This window comes from Methylobacterium sp. 190mf, from assembly GCF_900107945.1.
In the GTDB taxonomy this organism is placed as follows: Bacteria; Pseudomonadota; Alphaproteobacteria; order Rhizobiales; family Beijerinckiaceae; genus Methylobacterium.
Map to the genome: position 1 here is coordinate 1 of NZ_FNVI01000056.1, position 14,097 is coordinate 14,097.

The 14,097-nt window shown below is 64.6% G+C and carries 15 protein-coding genes and 2 pseudogenes; 8 read left to right on the top strand and 9 right to left on the bottom strand.

All coding sequences use genetic code 11. The features are described 5' to 3' along the window. Positions 1-289 (top strand): integrase core domain-containing protein (locus tag C4T42_RS30755; RefSeq protein ID WP_146074094.1); only part of this gene is annotated, 289 nt, incomplete at its 5' end. Between the two features lie 38 nt (positions 290-327). Here C4T42_RS30755 and C4T42_RS30760 read toward each other — a convergent pair. The 5 genes and pseudogenes from C4T42_RS30760 to C4T42_RS30780 form a co-directional block, all read right to left on the bottom strand. Continuing rightward, a pseudogene (locus tag C4T42_RS30760) lies at positions 328-843 on the bottom strand (lyase family protein); the annotation flags it as partial. 130 nt (positions 844-973) lie between these two features. Beyond that, on the bottom strand, positions 974-1,870 hold the full coding sequence (locus C4T42_RS30765) for an amino acid ABC transporter substrate-binding protein (RefSeq protein ID WP_103986526.1): 897 nt from the start codon (positions 1,868-1,870) through the stop codon (positions 974-976). 88 nt (positions 1,871-1,958) lie between these two features. After that, positions 1,959-3,290, bottom strand: coding sequence for a dicarboxylate/amino acid:cation symporter (locus tag C4T42_RS30770; protein WP_103986527.1), 1,332 nt, complete (start codon positions 3,288-3,290; stop codon positions 1,959-1,961). Between the two features lie 105 nt (positions 3,291-3,395). Then, positions 3,396-4,577 (bottom strand): aminotransferase class V-fold PLP-dependent enzyme, encoded by a 1,182-nt coding sequence (locus tag C4T42_RS30775; protein WP_083916306.1) that lies wholly within the window; start codon positions 4,575-4,577, stop codon positions 3,396-3,398. 200 nt (positions 4,578-4,777) lie between these two features. Beyond that, positions 4,778-5,584 (bottom strand): IclR family transcriptional regulator, encoded by an 807-nt coding sequence (locus C4T42_RS30780; protein WP_042675017.1) that lies wholly within the window; start codon positions 5,582-5,584, stop codon positions 4,778-4,780. Between the two features lie 382 nt (positions 5,585-5,966). Between C4T42_RS30780 and C4T42_RS30785 the strand changes: the two genes are divergently transcribed. The 5 genes from C4T42_RS30785 (at position 5,967) to C4T42_RS30805 (ending at position 9,888) form a co-directional block, all read left to right on the top strand. Beyond that, positions 5,967-6,422, top strand: a complete 456-nt coding sequence (locus C4T42_RS30785) for a carboxymuconolactone decarboxylase family protein (protein WP_020095489.1) — start codon at positions 5,967-5,969, stop codon at positions 6,420-6,422. Between the two features lie 208 nt (positions 6,423-6,630). Beyond that, positions 6,631-7,380 (top strand): NAD(P)H-binding protein, encoded by a 750-nt coding sequence (locus tag C4T42_RS30790; protein ID WP_103986528.1) that lies wholly within the window; start codon positions 6,631-6,633, stop codon positions 7,378-7,380. Positions 7,381-7,420: 40 nt separating this feature from the next. Further along, positions 7,421-7,837, top strand: a complete 417-nt coding sequence (locus C4T42_RS30795) for a cupin domain-containing protein (RefSeq protein WP_020095491.1) — start codon at positions 7,421-7,423, stop codon at positions 7,835-7,837. A 95-nt stretch (positions 7,838-7,932) separates the two neighbouring features. Further along, positions 7,933-8,964, top strand: coding sequence for a sigma-70 family RNA polymerase sigma factor (locus C4T42_RS30800; RefSeq protein WP_210202162.1), 1,032 nt, complete (start codon positions 7,933-7,935; stop codon positions 8,962-8,964). Positions 8,965-9,318: 354 nt separating this feature from the next. Next, positions 9,319-9,888 (top strand): fasciclin domain-containing protein, encoded by a 570-nt coding sequence (locus C4T42_RS30805; RefSeq protein ID WP_020096572.1) that lies wholly within the window; start codon positions 9,319-9,321, stop codon positions 9,886-9,888. 95 nt (positions 9,889-9,983) lie between these two features. Here C4T42_RS30805 and C4T42_RS30810 read toward each other — a convergent pair whose 3' ends face one another. The 4 genes from C4T42_RS30810 to C4T42_RS30825 form a co-directional block, all read right to left on the bottom strand. After that, positions 9,984-10,688, bottom strand: coding sequence for an anti-sigma factor (locus tag C4T42_RS30810; RefSeq protein ID WP_244603331.1), 705 nt, complete (start codon positions 10,686-10,688; stop codon positions 9,984-9,986). Beyond that, positions 10,685-11,236 carry a sigma-70 family RNA polymerase sigma factor gene (locus C4T42_RS30815; RefSeq protein WP_020096570.1) on the bottom strand — a complete coding sequence of 184 codons (552 nt, stop codon included), beginning with the start codon at positions 11,234-11,236 and terminating at the stop codon, positions 10,685-10,687. Before C4T42_RS30815 ends, C4T42_RS30810 begins: the two co-directional genes overlap by 4 nt. A 318-nt stretch (positions 11,237-11,554) precedes the next feature. After that, positions 11,555-11,929: a tautomerase family protein gene (locus C4T42_RS30820; protein WP_020096569.1), complete on the bottom strand. Its 375-nt coding sequence runs from the start codon at positions 11,927-11,929 to the stop codon at positions 11,555-11,557. A 58-nt stretch (positions 11,930-11,987) separates the two neighbouring features. Beyond that, on the bottom strand, positions 11,988-12,686 hold the full coding sequence (locus tag C4T42_RS30825) for a glutathione S-transferase C-terminal domain-containing protein (protein WP_020096568.1): 699 nt from the start codon (positions 12,684-12,686) through the stop codon (positions 11,988-11,990). A gap of 113 nt (positions 12,687-12,799) precedes the next feature. Between C4T42_RS30825 and C4T42_RS30830 the strand changes: the two genes are divergently transcribed. Beyond that, the gene (locus C4T42_RS30830; protein ID WP_020096567.1) at positions 12,800-13,375 is read left to right on the top strand and encodes a TetR/AcrR family transcriptional regulator; all 576 of its coding nucleotides are present in this window, start codon (positions 12,800-12,802) and stop codon (positions 13,373-13,375) included. Between the two features lie 443 nt (positions 13,376-13,818). Beyond that, positions 13,819-14,076, top strand: a pseudogene (locus C4T42_RS30835) (transposase); the annotation flags it as partial. Between the last annotated feature and the right edge of the window lie 21 nt (positions 14,077-14,097).

The following is a 14,097-nucleotide window of genomic DNA, read 5'->3' on the forward strand; positions in this document are numbered from 1 at the left end:
CATCCGCTACACCGAGCGCTTGGCCGAGGCGGGCGTCGAACCCTCCGTCGGCAGTGTTGGCGACTCGTACGATAACGCTCTCGCCGAGACGGTGATCGGCCTGTTCAAGGCGGAGGTCATCCATCGACGCGGGCCGTGGCGGTCCTTTGAGGCGGTCGAGTACGCCACGCTGGAATGGGTGGACTGGTTCAACCACCGTCGGCTGCTCGAACCAATCGGCCACATCCCTCCCGCCGAGGCGGAGGCACGCTATTATGCCCAGGCCGAGGTCCAAGCCTTGGCCGCCTGAGCCAAACCAAACGGCCTCCGGAAAACCCGGGGCGATTCACGCAGAGCAGTCGGGTAGGCGTCGTTGGTCGACTGCGCCATGTTGACGTCGTCGTTGGGGTGAAGCGCGGCGTAGTCGCCGGGCTTCCTGCCCATCAGACCGAGGGCGACGTTGGCGATGACCTCGTTGGCGTTCATGTTCGTCGAGGTGCCGGCCCCGCCCTGGATGGCGTCGACGACGAAGGATTCGGCGTAGCGGGCCTCGGTCGCGACCTTGATGCAGGCGCGATCGATGGCGTCGGCCTTCGTCGCATCGAGATACCCGAGGCGCTTGTTGGCTCGGGCCGCCGCTTGCTTGACCAGCGCGAGGCCCCGGACGAACTCCGGAAAGTGACCGACCGGGACGCCGGTGATCGGGAAGTTCGTCACCGCGCGCTTGGTGTGGATGCCCCAGAGGGCGTCGGCCGGGACATCGCCGTCACCGAGCAGGTCGTGCTCGGAGCGCGTCTTGGCGGTGTCGAGATCCACGGTGCGGACGGTGGCGACCGCGAGCTCGGTGGGCGGATTTCGCTCCATCGGGACTTCCGCGACCGGAGCACTTCCGTCCTGGCTCACGTCAGTCTGTGTCTTGGACATGTGGGTGGCCCCCTGTCGGAAATGCTCGGCCCGCAATCGCCGCGTCGAACCCATCGTCGTCTGCCGCCGGTCAGAAATCGACCGAGTCGCTCGGGTGCGCGACGCGCTCCTTCAGAGCGTCGGACATCGGGAAGTTCAGGTTCTCGTTGTGGGGCGGGATCGGGCTTTCGAACCACTTGGCGTAGAGCTTGGTGAAGGCACCCGACGCCATCATGCCCTTGAGGACGTCGTCGGCGAGCGCCTTGAACTCGGGGTCGTCCTTTGGCAGCATCAGCCCGTAGGGCACCAGCGTGTACGTCTCGGGCAGGAAGGCGTACGCGGCGGGATCGGGCGCGCGAGCCTTCAGGCTGGCGAGTAGAATGTCGTCCTCCATGAAGGCGGCGGCGCGCCCGCTCTGGAGCGTCAGCATGGACTCTGCATGGTCCTTGCCCTGGATGATGTTGAACGTGCCGCCCTTGGCCTTGATGCCGAACGCGAAGCCGGTGGCGTTCGAGCCCTGCGTGACGACCACGGTCTTGCCGTCGAGCCCCTTCACGTCGTGGATGCCGGAGGAGACCTTGGTCAGCCACCGCGCCGACGAGACGAAGATCGCGACCGTGAAGGAGACCTGCTTCAGCCGGGCGGGGCTGCTCGACGTCGCCCCGCATTCCATGTCGATGGTCCCGTTCTGGATGAGCGGGATGCGGTTGGACGAGTCGACCGGCTGAAGCTTGACTGCGAGCTTGTCGAGCTTGAGGTCGGTTTTGATCCTGTCGACGACCTGCGCGCACAGGTCGAGGGAGAAGCCTACGGGCTTCTGGCCGTTGTCGAGATAGGAGAACGGGATCGAGGACTCCCGGTAGCCGAGCGTCACGCTGCCGGTTCGCTTGATCTTGGCCAGCATCGGGCTCTCGGCCGATGCCGCCGTGGCGGCGAGGCCGAGTGCGAGCGCGCAAGACAGCCGTACGAAGTTCTTGCCCTGAAACATCGATCATCTCCTCTGGATAGATACGGACCTCGGTCGGGTCTCGGGGGGCCTGACCACACGGCGCGCGCCGCGGGACGGGTTTGGTCGGCTAGGCTGAAGCACTTTGAGCCGCGCCGGTCGGCGTCACGACGCCGACCGGGGACAGGAACTCGGCATCGTCCTCGACCGGGGCGCCGAGCTCGTTCTCCCACTTGGCGACGACGGCGGTCGCGACACCGTTGCCGATGACGTTCGTCATGGTGCGGCCCATGTCGAGGAAGGCGTCGATGCCGACCAGCAGGACGAGACCGGCGGTGGGGAGGTTGAACGAGGGGATCGTCGCCGCCACCACGACTAGGGAGGCCCGGGGCACGCCGGCGATGCCCTTGCTGGTCACCATCAGGACCAGCAGCATGGTGATCTGCGTCGAGAGGTCCATCTCGATGCCGAAGGCCTGCGCGACGAACAGGGCCGCGAAGGTCTGGTACATCATCGAGCCGTCTAGATTGAACGAGTAGCCCAGCGGCAGCACGAAGCCGGTGATGCGCTCCGAGACGCCGAACTTCATCAACTGCTCGACCATCTTCGGGAAGGCGGCCTCGCTGCTCGACGTGGAGAAGGCGATCATCATCGGTTGCCGCAGCAGGCGCAGCAGGGTCTTGATCGCCCCGCCGAGCACCACGGTTCCGGCCGCGATGATGACGACCCAGAGAACCGCGAAGCCGAAGTAGAAGGCGCTGACGAACTTCCCGTAGGTCACCAGCACGCCGACGCCCTGCGTGGTGATGACGGCCGCCATCGCGGCGAACACGCCGACCGGCGCGAAGCGCATCACGTAGTCGGTGAACTTGAGCATGATCGGGACGATCTCGTCGATCGACTTGGCGACGGTCGGGGCGAGCGAGGTCTTCACGGAGCTCAGGGCGAAGCCGAAGAAGACGGAGAAGACGAGGATCTGAAGCACCTCGTTGGTCGCCATCGCCTGGACGATGCTGACGGGCACGACGTGCGCCACGAAATCCTTGAGGTTCAGGGCACCGGTCTGCAGGTTCATGGTGGCGCTGGCTTCAGGGAGCGGCAGGTTCAGGCCGTGACCGGGATGCAGGAGGTTGGCGAGCAGGAGGCCGATGGACAGGGACACCACGGAGGCGGTGATGAACCAGCCCAGCGCCTTGAAGGCTACCCGGCCAACGGCGCCGCCACTCGCGCCGAGGCTGGAGATGCCGGAGACGATGGTGGCGAACACCAGCGGTGCGATGATCATCTTGATCATGCGCAGGAAGACGTCCGACACGATGGTAAAGTACCCGGCAATTGCCTTGGCCTCGGCCGGCGTCGCGAAAGTTTTGCACAGGTAACCGGTCGATATTCCGAGGAACAAGCTGACCATGATGTATGTGGTCAGCCTGTTCGAGGCGTGAGGTTTGCTGCTCACCTGCATGACGTCGTCCTCCGCGCCACCGAGTGGAGCGGCAATCGAGCGTGGCGCTTGTTTTTATTGCGTCTCGGCTGCCGGAAACGATCAGGATTGGAGAGGCCCGTCGGCCTATCCGAGCTTGGACAGCACAGCCGTGCGCGCCTGCGTCGAGGGCACGTTGCGGGCGCGGACCGCCTCGATCAGCCGATCGATGTCCGCCGTGGTGTTGAACATCCCGAGCGACACCCGGATGCCGTCGCGCTCGGGCGAGACGCGGATGCCGTTCTGCGTGAAGTAGTCGAGCCACTCTGCCGCCGGCAGGGCGATGACGTAGATATGCGGCGCGCGGTGCTGGCGGTCGCGCGGGCCGACCAGGCCGACATCGAGTTCGTCGAGGCGCTCGATGAGGTAGTCGCCGAGGTCGAAGCAGTGGCCCTCGATGTTCTCGATGCCGACCGTGTTGATGAGGTCGATGGCGGCACCCAGGCCCTGGATGGCCGGGAGGTTGTAGTTGCCGAGCTCGAACCGGCCCGCCGTCGCCGGCAGGGCCATGTTGTCCTCGCGGGCGATGAAGTCGGTCGGCGGCTCGGCGAGGCTGGCCGCGGCGAGGTAGGCCGGCTCCATCTCGATCTTGGAGGAGTCCCAGTAGAGCAGGCCCAACCCCTGGGGCACCAGCAGGCCCTTGTGGGTGCCCGAGCCGATGAAGGTCGCCTTCATCGTCTTGGCGTCGATGGGCGTCACGCCGATGCCCTGCATCACATCGACGACGAAGTAGAGGCCGTGCCGCTCGCAAAGCTCGCCGACGCTCTCGACATCGAACCGATGGCCGGCGTGGAAGGTGACGTGCGACATGGAGATCGCCCGCGTCCTGTCGTCGATGTGCGAGCGGAAGCTGTCGGCGTTCACCACCTGGGTCATCGGGATGAACACGACCTCGACGCCCTTCTTCTTCAGGTTGAGGAAGGCGTAGGCGTTGTTCGGATGGTCGCCGTGGATCATCAGCACCTTGTCGCCGGCCTTCAGCGGCAGCGCGTTGGCGGCGATGTTCATGCTCTCCGAGGTGTTCTTGGTGAATGCGATCTCGTGGGGCTGCGCGCCGAGCAGCGTCGCGACCTTGGCGCGGGTCTCTTCGAGGCGGCTGAGCCAGACTTGCTTGGGGCCGGCGGTCTCGAACCCTTCGCGCAGGAAGCGCTCGTACGCCTCCTTCACGGGGCGGGAGAGCGGGGTCTGGAAGCCGCTGTCGAGATAGACCACGTGCTCGGCGGCCGGAAACGCCTGACGAACGGCGGCGACGTCGTAGTGCTGGGTCATGATACCCTCCGGTAGCGCAGACGCGACGAGGCGTTGCGCCGGAAGTCCCGGCGAGCCTTCGACCCATCTCAAGCTTTGAATGGCGGCAGTGCTAATTTATCTGCCAATCCGTGCCCAAAAGCCGGGCATGTCAGTGGCATGACAAGAAAATACACTACATCCGCTACGCGTCGAGCCGGATCATCATCCAGCGGTATTTTTCATTCCGAAAATTGAGAATTATCGAAATCTTCGTTGTCTTGCAGGATGGTGCTGGACAGGAGGGCGGCCGCTTCCTGCAGGGGCTCGATGAACGCGTCGAGGTCCTCGAAGCCGACGCGGGCGGAGGGCACCGACACGCCCAGGCAAGCGATCAGGTCCCCCTTCGGCGAGACGATGGGCACGGCGCAGCCGACGACGCCGAGTACGTATTCCTCGTTGGTTTTCGCCCAGCCCCTGCGCCGGATCACGTCGAGCTGAGCGAGAAGCGTCTTCGGGTCCGCGATGGTCGTCGGAGTGTACTGCGCGAGCGGAAGGGAGTGGGCGAGTCGTTGCCGGACCTTGGTAGGCAGCCGGCTCATGTAGATCTTGCCCGTCGAGGTGCAGTGGAGCGGTGCGGCTGATCCGGGATTGAACTGCAGGCCCTGCTGTTGCTTCGTCTGCACGCTGTCGACGTATGCCACCGCGTTGTCGCGGACGATGCCGATCTCGCACTGCTCGCCGATCCGGTCGGCCACCGCGCTCAGGACCGCGTGCCGCCGCACGGTGCGGAAGGCTGCCCCGATGGTCTTGGCCGAGAGGGTGACCAGCGTGCTCCCGACGACATAGCGCTTCGTGCCGAGGGCCTTCTGGATTAGACCGCGGTCCTCAAGGTTGCCGATAAGTCGATGCGCGGTGGGAAGCGGCAGGGCGAGGGCCGAGGCGATCTCGGCCGCCGACAGTGCCTTCCGCTGCTCGGCCACGAAGGTCAGGATGGCCAGGGCCCGATCCAGTGGCGCGTCGCGCGACCTGTCAAGTTCATCGGCCACGTTGGCTTCCTCGTACGGCTTACGCTCGGCTGTGCCCTAGTTGCACGAACATGCAAGGGCTACCGACCGGCGATGCCTCATCGAGACCTGAGCTCAAAGCGCACACTTTCGCCCTACCGCCTCCGGGAAGGCTGCGTCCGCCTCGGTGTCTTTCTGCCCGAAAGCGGACCGGCGGAAATCCACCCCGAGCAGCCCTTCCGCACCCGACCCATGTAGGTCGTCAATCTACCTGCTCGGCCCGCTTGGAAGCGGACGTAGATGCTCTCGGCTGGAAGATGATCCGCTTTGTGAGAGAAGGCGGCATCGCATGTCACAACCGTGCAGATCGGTTCGTCATAGCTTCGAACGTCGATCGCCGGCGCTCCGAGCACAAGGACGAGACATGAGCGAGATTAAGCGATTGGTCTGGAACGAGGTGGCCCCGAAGGGGGCCAAAGCGCTCTATGGCATTCATCACTACATCACCACTGACACCGATCTACCCAATGAGCTGATCCATCTCGTCTTTCTGCGAGTGTCGCAGATTAATGGCTGCGCGCACTGCATCGACTTGCACACCCGGGATCTTCTTAAGACGATGCCGTTCGAGAAGGTCGCTCTGGTTCCGGTCTGGGCCGAGGTACCTCACCTGTTTCCTGACCAATACCGCGCCGCGCTCGCGTGGGCGGAGGAAGTCACGCTGGTCGGCGATACGCACGCTTCCGATGAGGCCTATGCGGCGGCAAGCACAGCATTCGCGTCCAAGGATCTCGTGGACCTCACGATCACCATCGCGGCGATGAACGCGTTCAACCGCCTCGGCGCACCCTTCCGCCTCCCGGTCCAGGCACAAATTTAGTCGGTTCTGCGCTCCGTCAGGGGCGGCGCCAGCGCCGTCCCATTCCCGCGGATGTCAATCGATCTCCGGCGGCAGTTCCACGTCTCACGTCGCTGATTTTTTCCGGGGCATGTCACATTGGGACGGACCCGCCTCGTCATTTGTTCGACGGACGCCTGAATGCGGCAAGGAGCCGCCCCGTCCGTTCTCGAACAAGGAGACAGGAACCATGAAGATCGTGGTGATTGGCGGAAGCGGCCTCATCGGCAGGCATCTGACGGCCGAACTGTCGCGACAAGGACATGAGGCCATTGCGGCTTCGCCGAGCAGCGGGGTGAATGCGCTGACGGGCGAAGGCTTGGCCAAAGTTCTTGCCGGAGCCGACGTCGTCGTTGACGTGTCGAACTCTCCGTCCTTTGAGGGCGCGGCGGTGCTCGACTTCTTCGAGCGCTCTGGCCGCAACCTCCTCGCCGCGGAGCGCGAAGCGGGTGTGAAACATCACGTCGCCCTATCCATCGTCGGCACGGACCGCCTGGAGGGGAACGGATACTTTCTCGCGAAGGTCGCGCAGGAGCGACTGATCGCAGCTTCTGACCTTCCCTACACCGTCGTCCGGGCCACGCAATTCTTCGAGTTCGTCGCGACGATTGCCCAGGCTTCCGTCGCAGGCGACCGCATCGTTGTTCCCGATGCCGACTTCCAGCCGATCGCCGCCGCCGATGTAGCCGCAGCGCTCGCCGAAGTCGCGCTTGCTCCCCCGTGCAACGCGACGATCGAGATCGCCGGGCCGGACCGCCTGCCGTTCCGCGACTTCGTCGCCCACTCGGTCGCATCCACCGGCGACCGTCGGGAGGTGCTAGCCGACAGGGCGGCGCGCTACTTCGGCGCTGCGCTCGATAAGGGTTCGCTTGTTCCCGAGCATGCGGAAGCGGCACGGCTCGGGCCGACGCGGTTCGAGAGTTGGCTCGCTGCTGCCTGAACCGCTGCGCTTCTCCTCATCCACGAAGAAAGGCCCTTCCATGTTCAGAGCATTTCTGCTGGGCGCCCTCGTTGCCGTCTCCGTCGTTCCCGCGATTGCGGCCGATGTTGCGAGGGGCGAGGCCCGGGTCACGACGATCTTTGACCATCCACTACCTTCAGTTCCCGGCAAGAGCCTGCGCGGCGTCCTCGTCGAGTACGGTCCGGGCGGGTCCTCACCGTCCCACACCCACGCCGCATCTGCCTTCATCACGGCAACTGTGATCGAGGGCGAGGTGCGCAGCCGGATCAACGACGGCCCGGAGAAAGTCTTCCGCGTCGGGGAGAGCTTTGTCGAAATGCCCGGTGATCACCACGGTGTCAGCGCTAATGCCAGCGACATCGAGCCCTCCAAGCTCCTCGCCGTCTTCGTCGTGGACACGGCTGACCGGGTGTTGACGACGCCGGACCGACCCTAACAGCGGCGGCGCGGGAACTCAGCTGTTCAAGGCGGCGAGGATAGCCGATGGTCATCCACATTCGCTCAACCGGCTTCGTTTACGAGGAACGGGCCATGTCGCAGGCCGAAATTGCCACGGCGACCTTCGAGGTCCATCGCGCGCGGCTGTTGCGCATCGCCTACCGCATGCTTGGCTCGCGCAGCGAAGCGGAGGATGTCGTGCAGAATGCCTGGCTGCGCTGGGTGGCGGTGGACCAGACGAAGGTCTCTGCTCCCTATCCGTTCCTCGCGCGCATCGTTACGCGCCTCTGCCTCGACGAGATGAAGTCGGCCCGCGCCCGCCGGGAGACCTACGTCGGCGCTTGGCTGCCCGATCCACTCGTCGAGAACCAGGAGGATGGGCTGGACAAAGATGACCTAACGCTGACGCTGATGATGGCGCTGGAGCGTCTGTCGCCGCTCGAGCGGGCGGCATTTCTCCTCCACGACGTCTTCGGCGTGCCGCTCGGCGAGGTGGCAGACACGCTTGACCGGGAGGCGGCGGCCGTGCGCCAACTCGCCGTCCGGGCACGGCGGAACGTGGAGGCTGCGCGTCCGCGCTTCCCCGTAGAGCGCGAAGAGGGCGAGCGGATTGCACAGGCCTTCTTCGCGGCATCCACCAGCGGCGACACCGCAGCGCTGCGTACACTTCTCGCCGAGAATGCGGTGCTGCGCTCCGATGGCGGCGGCAAGGTTTTGGCCTTCATCAACCCCATCACTGGATTGGACCGCCTCCTGCGCATGTTCGAGGGTGTGCGGCGCAAATGGGGGCAAGGCTGGGCGCAGATACTCGAACCCGTCTGGATCGACGGCTTGCCCGGCTATATCAGCCGCGAACGCGGCGACGTTCTCCAAACAACTGCGCTCGCCATCGAGGACGGCCAAATCACCGCGATCTACATTACCCGCAATCCCGACAAGCTCCGCCACGTCGCGCAGGCGCTCGCGGTGGCACCGGTCCCTACCTCGCGGACACAGAGATCAGGCAGCGGGCGCCCCCGGGTCGGCTTGCCTGACATTCAGCCTCTCAAGATGTGCCCCGGTCGTTGGAGGCTGAAGGCAATAACCGCCGAGGTCGCGGCCGACTGCCCCTTGGTCTTCGGTTGACAGTAGGAAGCAGGCGCGGCGCGATGTCCGCTCTCCCCTGCTGCCGATCAATAGCAGACCGACGGAAAACCACCCTACCCGGCCGCCCGGACCGCCGTCGGCGCTTCTCCAAAGCGGCCGTTCGTCAGCCTTCCGGCAACTTCGGCTCGGGATGACATTCGGACCGTGATCCTTGAACCAAAGACAGATGCTGAAAATCGCCGTCTGTGGCGATGTCAGGTTCGTCCAGACGGAATGGGAGCAGAGGCGATCGCCTCCCAGCCGTTTGCCTTCATCCCGCGAAACTTTCTCTCCGATGGCCTCGTATGGGCCCACACTGCCCCGTTCATCGGGGTTCGGACTGAAGGAAAGACGATGCTCACTCAGAACACCGGCCGCCGCACGGCCCAGGCGCTCGCCCTGACCCTCGCGCTCAGCCTCGGAGCCAGCGGCGCGGCCTACGCCAAGAACCCGATGGTCGGCGGGGCGCCGATGTACGCCCAGAAGACCATCGTCGAGAACGCGGTCAATTCGAAGGATCACACCACCCTCGTCGCTGCCGTGAAGGCCGCGGGCCTCGTCGATACGCTGAACGGCCTGGGCCCGTTCACGGTGTTCGCCCCGACCAACGCCGCCTTCGCCAAGCTGCCGCCGGGCACGGTGGAAAGCCTCGTGCAGCCGCAGAACAAGGCGACGCTGACGAAGATCCTGACCTATCACGTGGTCCCGGGTGTCTACACCGCCAAGGACCTGATGGCGCTGGCCAAGAAGGGTGGTGGACAGGGCGTGCTGACCACCGTCGAGGGCGAACCACTCGCCGTCGAGGTGCAGGGCAAGAAGGTTCTCGTCACCGACCAGAAGGGCAACACCGCCACGGTGACCATCCCGAACGTCATGCAGTCGAACGGCGTCATCCACGTCATCAACGCCGTGCTGATGCCGTAACGCGCAGTGCCCGCGGCCCGTGAGGGCTGCGGGCTTCGACAGCGCGTGGCCTTTCAGATCACGCGAGCGCCGGCAGGCGTGCCCGCCGCGCCCGGTCATTCGGCGATGAGCTTGCCGGTGTAGATCACCGGACCCGTGGGTTGGCCGCTCGGTGAGCCTCCGGGCGGCTCGACCGAGACCGCGATTACCCCGTCCGGTGCGGTGTCCTGCGGGAGCCTCACCTGACTCGGCGCCGTTCCGACGAGGCCGAGTGGCTTTGCCCCTCCTGCGCCGACGTACCACAATTCCAGACTCCGCCCGGCGGGCGCGTCGGCACCGACGGGCCTGACTTCTGCGAGGCCGGTCTGCGTGTCGACACGCACGATCAGCGCCGGCAGCGCCCCGCCTCCCTGCACGACAGCCAGATAGCGCCCTCCCGCCGGGGTTCGTGACGGGCCGACTGCCACGAACAGCGCGAGGCCCGCGGCGAGCAGGCCTGACCCTGCCGCGGCGATCCGCCAGCGCCTCACCTGCCGCCACAGGCGGCGAAGTTCACCTCGCGCTACGTCGGTCGCGTCTGGCAGCGCGCGCAGCAGCGCTTCGCGGACCCGCGGCGGCGACGCCACGGGTGGCACGGCCTCCATCAGCGGCGCCAGGCGCCGCTCCCACTCGCGGATGCGGCTGGCCGTGCCGGGGTCTTGGCTCGCCTCGCGCTCCAGCGCCGCCCGCTCCCGCGCGTCGAGTGTCCCGAGGGCGTACTCGGCCGCGCGCATGTCATGCTCGGACGTCGGGTCCATGCCGGGATGGCCGCTGCCGCTCACGAGACAGCCTCCAGGCAGGACTTGAGGCCTGCGAGTGACCGGTGCAGCCAAGTCTTGATGGTGTTGACCGGCCGGTCGAAGTGCCGCGCCAACTCCTCCCGAGATTGCCCTTCGCAATAGGCCAGCACGACGCAGTCCCGGTGCTTGGGGTCGAGACGGCCGAGGCAGGCCAGGAGGGCGTTCCGGTCCATGAAATCTGCCGCCCCATCGTGCGGATCGATCAGCCGCGCCACCCAATCCTCGCCGGTATCCAATTCCGGGCCCTGATGCTCGACCTTCCGCCGTACGCTGTCGATGGCGCGATTGCGGGCGACGGTGCAGAGCCACGGTAGCGGCGGGCCGGCCTCGGGCTTGTAGCTGCCCGCGGCCTGCCAGATGCGCATGTAGACGTCCTGAAGCACGTCCTCGGCCAAGCCACGGTCACGCTGGATACGCAGGATCAGGCCGTAAAGTTTCGGGCTCGTGAGATCGTAGAGTTCGGCCAGCCGATTTGCCTCGCCCCGGGCGATACCAGCGAGCAGTCGGCGCAGCGTGGCGTCGTCGGCCAAGTTGGCTCCCTACAAACTCCCAGGCGCCTTCTGTCGGACGCCCAACCGGATGCTGCTTTAACCCAAACTGCCTAGCCGTGACGATCCCTCACGCGCGCTAGCCTCGCTGAGTGGGCCTCGAGGTGGCCGCTTTCAAATTCCTCGGAGCGGCGGCTGCGGAGATGTCGCTGAGGGCGGGATGCGGAGGTTGACCGATCCCTCGCAAAGGGACTTTCCGCGGTCGACCCATGCCAGTTGTTACGATGACCGTCGGCGCTTCCCAAAAGCGGTCATAACCGGCGGCCCTGCAGTTGAGGACCGAGGTGATATTGGAAGTCGTTACCACGGCTGACCATCACCGAACGACCATTCCTCCTTGTCGACAAAGACCATGTTGATCATGATGTCGTCTGGTCTGACGCTCAGCTTCAGTTTCAGCTCGTCGGCGACGAAACGATAGAAAGCAAACTTAGTATCCTTCTTTTTGCCGACGGTGCTAGTTACCTGGATTAAGATGAAGTCTGGGGACCGATTGAAGCCAAGAAATTGCGGATCATAGATGAGGTTGTCAGCTGTGTGCTCGCCAACCACCACAAAGCGGTCGCCATCGGGTGCTTTGAGGACGTCGACGATGCCTCGATAGACGATGTCCGCCAAAGCAGTGCGGTACTCGGGGCTTTTCCCCTGGATCAGATCGATACGTGCAAAAGGCATGATGACCTCCTCGGGCAGGATTGCGGTCGGCCCGCAGCCGGGACCGACCGCCGGACGCTCAGGTACGATTGTCGATCTCCGGCACACCGCTGCTCCGGTCGGCATAGGCGGCCAGGAAGGTCGGCCGGGTCTGCCAGCGCTGCCAGAAAGCATCGAGATGCTCGAAGCGCTCATCGAGCGGAGTGGCGTTCACCGGGAACTTGGAGAACGCAATGGCCGTCGCCAGCGTGATGTCCGAGAACGTCGGCTGATCGCCTCCCAGCAACCACTCGCGGCCGTCGGCGAGATGCCGGTCGACGAGACCAGCATGCGTCAATGCCACCTTGCGGGAATGCTCGCCCCAGGCGGGGTTGCTGGTCAGTTCGAGCTTCGGGCCCAGACCCTGGTGCAGGACATGGAAGGCGGTGACGATGGGATAGAGGATGTGCACCCACACCCGGTTGTCCCACATCTGATCAAGGCCGCGCTCGTGCGCAGTCCCGCCCATGATCTTGCGGCCTTCGAACGTGTCGTCGAGGTAGCGAGCGATTGCGGAGGTCTCGCTGAGATAGGAGCCATCCGCGAGCGCGAGGGTCGGCGTCTCGCCCCAGGCGTTCATCTTCAGGTGCTTCCAGCCCCGCTGCTCGCCCACCGGTGACATGTCGTAGATCGTCGCGTCGAAGCGGTCGGCGATGCCCTTCTCGTGCATGAAGATCCGCAGTCGCTGCGGGTTCGGGAAGGCCGAGGGTGAGGTGTAGAGCTTGAGCTTGTCGGACATCGTCCTCTCGCTTTCCTGAGAAATTGCCTGTCTGTCAGATGACAGGTAGAAAGCTATGACCCCAATCTTGCGCTGTCAACCCCTGTCTGCCATATGACAGATGGAGGTTGGAAATGGCAGCGACGTTGAAGAGGGATGTGCGAGAGGCGATCCTCGTGGCCGCAAGGGAAGCGGCGATGGCTTATGGCTACGGCGGCATCAATTTTCGCGACCTTGCGGAAGCGGTCGGCATCAAGGCTGCAAGCATCAACTACTACTTCGCAAACAAGGCTATCCTCGGCGAGGCGGTTGCACGGCGCTACTGGGAAGATATTGCACGCGATCTTGAAGCTATTTCGACGAATGCCCAGAGCCCGATAGAAGCGCTGCGGCAATACCCTGGCATTTTTCGCCTCTCTCTGGAGCGCAACAATCGCATGTGCCTCAGCAGCTTCATGGCGACAGAATATGACGTGTTGCCTGATGGGGTCTTGAAGGAGGTTCAGACCTTCGCTGACGTGAACACCGCTTGGCTACGCGAGCAGTTAGTTGCTGCAAAGCTCGCGAAGCCGAAGGACAGCGAGACGAGAGCTCGCGCGATCTATGCTGCTGTAGCCGGAGCTCAGATCATTGCTCGAAGCCGCGCGGACCTAAATCTGTTCGACACTTTGGTCCGGAGTTATCAGGAGGCGGGACTGCTCCCGAGCTGATTAAAAGCGCGCGTGGACAAGGTCCGCTTCCATGCATTGCCGACCATAAGCGGACAGGCAGAAATCCACCCACCCCAGTTATCCCGACGAGCCTACTGGCGAGACAGAAGCTGGCCGAAAGCTGCCGGTCCGCTTCTGAGAGGGGCCGCCGCAAAACCGGACGGCCTCCTATCGACCCAACTCAGCCATCGGGAACGCCATTTGCGTTTCTCCAAAGCGGTCGTTCGTCGGCCGCTCCGCAAGTTCGGCTCGGGGTGGTCTGCAGACCTTAGCCCATCTCCCGAGAGCGGCCATTCCGCTTCCAATGGGTGAGGCCTCTTCTTGCCCTTACCACTAGCGACCAGTTCGCTTCGCGATATCGAGGAGACGCTGGGTCTCTGCTGACCTTGCCCCCTGATCTGCCCTCATTCTGAAGCTAGAGGCCGTCGATCAGGAGACGGACGATGAAGAAGAGCCGGTTCAGCGAAGAGCAGATCATCGGCATCCTGAAGGAGCAGCAGGCTGGGCTGCCGGTCACTGAGATCTGCCGCCGCCACGGCATCAGCGATGCGACGTTCTACACGTGGCGTTCGCGCTACGGCGGCATGGAGATCTCGGACGCGCGCCGCTTGAAGGCGCTCGACGAGGAGAACCGCAAGCTCAAGAAGCTGCTAGCCGAGGCGATGCTCGACGTGGCGACGCTGCGTGAGGCGCTGGGAAAAAACTTCTGACGCCCAGCGCAC

What these genes read in the sequence shown, in the direction of transcription:
- C4T42_RS30765 (WP_103986526.1), bottom strand. Translation starts at nt 1,870, where the DNA reads ATGTTTCAGGGCAAGAACTTCGTACGGCTGTCTTGCGCGCTCGCACTC.
- C4T42_RS30770 (WP_103986527.1), bottom strand. Translation starts at nt 3,290, where the DNA reads ATGCAGGTGAGCAGCAAACCTCACGCCTCGAACAGGCTGACCACATAC.
- C4T42_RS30775 (WP_083916306.1), bottom strand. Translation starts at nt 4,577, where the DNA reads ATGACCCAGCACTACGACGTCGCCGCCGTTCGTCAGGCGTTTCCGGCC.
- C4T42_RS30785 (WP_020095489.1), top strand. Translation starts at nt 5,967, where the DNA reads ATGAGCGAGATTAAGCGATTGGTCTGGAACGAGGTGGCCCCGAAGGGG.
- C4T42_RS30790 (WP_103986528.1), top strand. Translation starts at nt 6,631, where the DNA reads ATGAAGATCGTGGTGATTGGCGGAAGCGGCCTCATCGGCAGGCATCTG.
- C4T42_RS30795 (WP_020095491.1), top strand. Translation starts at nt 7,421, where the DNA reads ATGTTCAGAGCATTTCTGCTGGGCGCCCTCGTTGCCGTCTCCGTCGTT.
- C4T42_RS30800 (WP_210202162.1), top strand. Translation starts at nt 7,933, where the DNA reads ATGTCGCAGGCCGAAATTGCCACGGCGACCTTCGAGGTCCATCGCGCG.
- C4T42_RS30805 (WP_020096572.1), top strand. Translation starts at nt 9,319, where the DNA reads ATGCTCACTCAGAACACCGGCCGCCGCACGGCCCAGGCGCTCGCCCTG.
- C4T42_RS30820 (WP_020096569.1), bottom strand. Translation starts at nt 11,929, where the DNA reads ATGCCTTTTGCACGTATCGATCTGATCCAGGGGAAAAGCCCCGAGTAC.
- C4T42_RS30825 (WP_020096568.1), bottom strand. Translation starts at nt 12,686, where the DNA reads ATGTCCGACAAGCTCAAGCTCTACACCTCACCCTCGGCCTTCCCGAAC.
- C4T42_RS30830 (WP_020096567.1), top strand. Translation starts at nt 12,800, where the DNA reads ATGGCAGCGACGTTGAAGAGGGATGTGCGAGAGGCGATCCTCGTGGCC.